The 3,839-nt window shown below is 55.8% G+C and carries 1 pseudogene; it reads right to left on the bottom strand.

Going from position 1 to position 3,839, the window contains the following annotated elements:
- A pseudogene (locus IO95_RS25610) lies at window positions 1-3,839 on the bottom strand (autotransporter outer membrane beta-barrel domain-containing protein); the annotation flags it as partial.

Here is a 3,839-nt window from a genome sequence, read left to right as displayed (position 1 = left end):
CTCAGATTGATATGGCTGGCATCCAGCGTCCAGGTGCCCGCCCCACTGAGGGCGTTGTTCAAGGCGCTCAGTACCCCATTGGCATAGGCGCTAAACAGCAAGTTGCTGCCACTGGCGATGGCGACTACACCATTGCCCAATTGTGGGGCCTGGGTCACCGTCAAGGTGCTGCCGCCCACCAGATCAAACACGCCATAAAAATTGCTGTTATCGGCGGACAGGGACATCTCGGCCCCACTGCTGACACTGACGGTGGAATCAACCACCCCGGTGAGTGCATTAGCCACATCCTCCGTCACGCCACTGAAATTCAGCACCGAACTGTCGGTGGTCAAATCCACCGTGGCGCTGGCGGCCCCCAGATTATTGGCGTCAGTCACGGTTAACCGGCTGTCGGCACCAATCACCTGAGCCCCGCTAAACGCACTGTTATCACCGGTAAGTTGCACATCCGCCAGGGTATTGAGGGTCCCTGCACCACTGAGCGGGTTGGCAAAACTGCCATCGCGGGCGAAATTCAGGTTACCGTCAACATTCACCTCACTGCTGCCCAAGGTCCCGGCATTGTTCAGCACCAGCGTCGCGCCGCTGTCAATGTCGGTATCAGCGGTTAAGCCACTGTTGGCGGCGCTGACGGTGAAAGTGCCCCCTTGTAGCGTCAACAGACCATCACCGGTCAAGCCCCCGGTGGCGCTTGAGCTCCCGCCTTGGGCGAGCAGTAACGAACCGCCCGCCAAGTCCAGCACCCCATTGTTGAGCAGGGTTTGCACTGTTTGCGTGTAGCCATTTAAATCCACCGTCGCCCCACTGCTCAGGTCAAGGGTGGTGGTCTGCCCCAAGGCCGAATCCGCCGCCAGTTGCAAGATCCCTGAGCGCACCAACGTATCGCCGGTGTAGTCATTGGTCGCATTGGACACGGTGATGATGGTGCCATCGTTGGGGGAGTCGATGGCCAAATCCCCGCTGCCGGTCACTTTGGCCCCGAGATTATTGCGTTGAGTGCCGTTATTGGCCAGGGTACCCTGTAACATCAGTGCCTGGCTGCTGGTAGTTAACAGTTCCAGCTGTTTCAGCAGATAACTGACATATAAACCATTACTATCCGCCCCAGTACTCAGGCCATACTCGAAGCTTCCCAGTGCCGCGACTTGGCTATCACCAGGATTGGTAATCCCTTGAAGATAGATGCCGGTAATCGGGGTATAGCTCCCATCGGTAAGGGTCAATTCACTGCCGGTTCCGGTGGCCACACCGGTGGCCAAGGTGGCGATAGCCACCCCGGTATCTAAATCCAGCGTATTTAACCCTGCCAAACTGGGGGATAAGTTACTTGGCAGGTTAACACTCACGGTACCGCCGGCAGTGGTATCAATGGTTTGTGCCGTAATGATGCCATCAGCGGTGATCACACCGTTATTTTCAGTAATATGAGCGTAAGTTAACTCACCGCCATTGAACACCAGATGACCGAGGGTTTGCACCCCATCGCCCACATTGGTGTTACTGCCCGCACCCAGGTTCAGGGTGGCGAGCGTTAAGCTGGTGGTATTAGTACCGGACAGATCAAACCGCGTGTTTTGCAAATTGACATTGCCCGCAAACGCACTGCCCACTGTACTGCCAAAGTTAAACGCGCTGTTGTTGGTGTCGACATTGACATCCCCCAACCCGGTCAGCGCATTATTAAAGGCAAACGCCCCGGTGGTGGTGATATTCAAATCACTGCCGGTATCCGCCACATTCACCCTGGCGCCACTGTTCAGTACCGTACTACCATCAATGTTCAGGCTGGAGCCATTGGTGATATCTATAACCCCACTCAAGCCCTGTGCATCACTGTTATTGCTCAGATTGATATGGCTGGCATCCAGTGTCCAGGTACCCGCCCCGCTCAGCGCGTTATCCAGGGTACTTAATGCCCCATTGGCATAGGCGCTAAACAGAAGATTGCTGCCGCTGGCGATGGCAACTACACCATTGCCCAATTGTGGGGCCTGGGTCACCGTCAAGGTGCTGCTGCCCACCAGATCAAACACGCCGTAAAAATTGCTGTTATCCGCAGACAGGGACATATCAGCCCCATTGCTGACACTGACGGTGGAGTCTGCCACCCCGGTGAGCGCATTGGCCACATCCTCACTCAAGCCACTGAAGTTCAGCACCGAGCTGTCGGTGGTCAAATCCACGGTGGCGCTGGCGGCCCCCAGATTATTGGCGTCAGTCACGGTTAACCGGCTGTCCGCTGCAATCACCTGAGCCCCGGTAAACCCGCTGTTATCACCGGTAAGTTGCACATCCGCCAGCGTATTGATGATCCCCGCACCACTGAGCGGGTTGGCAAAGCTGCCATCACGAGCGAAATTGAGGTTACCTTCCACGTTCACCTCACTGCTGCCCAGGGTCCCGCTATTGTTCAGCACCAGCGTCGCACCGCTGTCAATCTCGGTGTCAGCGGTTAAACCGCTGTTAGCGGCACTGACGGTGAAGGTGCCCCCTTGTACCTGCAACAGGCCATCACCGGTTAAGCCCCCGGTAGAGCTAGAGCTCCCCCCTTGGGCGAGCAGTAACGAACCGCCCGCCAAGTCCAGCACCCCATTGTTGAGCAGGGTTTGCACTGTTTGCGTGTAGCCATTTAAATCCACCGTCGCCCCACTACTCAGGTCAAGGGTAGTGGTCTGCCCCAAAGCCGAGTCCGCCGCCAGTTGCAAGATCCCTGAGCGCACCAGGGTATCCCCAGTGTAGTCATTGGTCGCATTGGACAAGGTAATAATGGTGCCATCATTGGGGGAGTCGATGGCCAAATCCCCACTGCCGGTAATTTTGGCACCGAGATCATTGTGTCGAGTGCCATTATTCGCCAGGCTACCTTCTAACATCAGCGCCTGGCTGCCGGTGGTTAACAGTTCCAGCTGTTGCAACAGATAACTGACATATAAACCATCTTGCCCAACCCCGGTACTCAAGCCATAAACAAAACTCCCCATCGCCGCAACAGTGGTGTCGTTGGGATTGGTAATGCCTTGCAGATAAATGTCGATAATCGGCGTATTGCTCCCATCGGTAAGGGTCAATTCACTGCCGGTCCCGGTAGCAGCGCCAGTGGCCAGGGTGGCGATAGCCACCCCGGTATCCAGATCCAGCGTATTTAGCCCTGCCAAACTGGGGGATAAGTTGGTTGGTAAATTAACACTCACCGTCCCCCCGGCGGTGGTATCAATGGTTTGTGCCGCAATGGTGCCGTCAGCAGTGATCACCCCGTTATTTTCAGTGATATTGGCGTAAGTTAATTCACCGCCATTGAACACCAGATGACCGAGGGTTTGCACCCCATCCCCCACGTTGGTGTTACTGCCGGAACCCAGGTTGAGGGTCGCGAGCGTTAAACTGGTGGTATTGGTGCCGGACAGATCAAACAGGGTATTTTGTAAATTCACCGTACCGGCAAACGCACTGCCCACCGTACTGCCAAAGTTAAAGGCGCTGTTGTTGGTGTCGACATTCACATCCCCCAACCCGGTCAGCGCATTATTGAAGGTAAACGCCCCGGAGGTGGTGATATTCAAATCACTGCCGATATCCGCCACATTCACTCTGGCGGCACTGTTGAGCACCGTGTTGCCGTCAATGGTCAGGCTGGCGCCATTAGTCAGGTCTACGACACCACTCAAGCCCTGTGCATCACTGCTATTGCTCAGATTGATATGGCTGGCATCCAGCATCCAGGTGCCCGCTCCGCTGAGGGCGTTATCCAGGGTGCTTAATGCTCCGTTGGCATAAGCGCTAAACAGCAAGTTGCTGCCACTGGCGATGGCGACTACACCATTGCCCAATTGTGGGGC

The organism is Serratia sp. DD3 (assembly GCF_000496755.2).
Note: the sequence above shows the minus strand (reverse complement) of the source record. Positions and strands in the feature narration are given on the sequence as shown.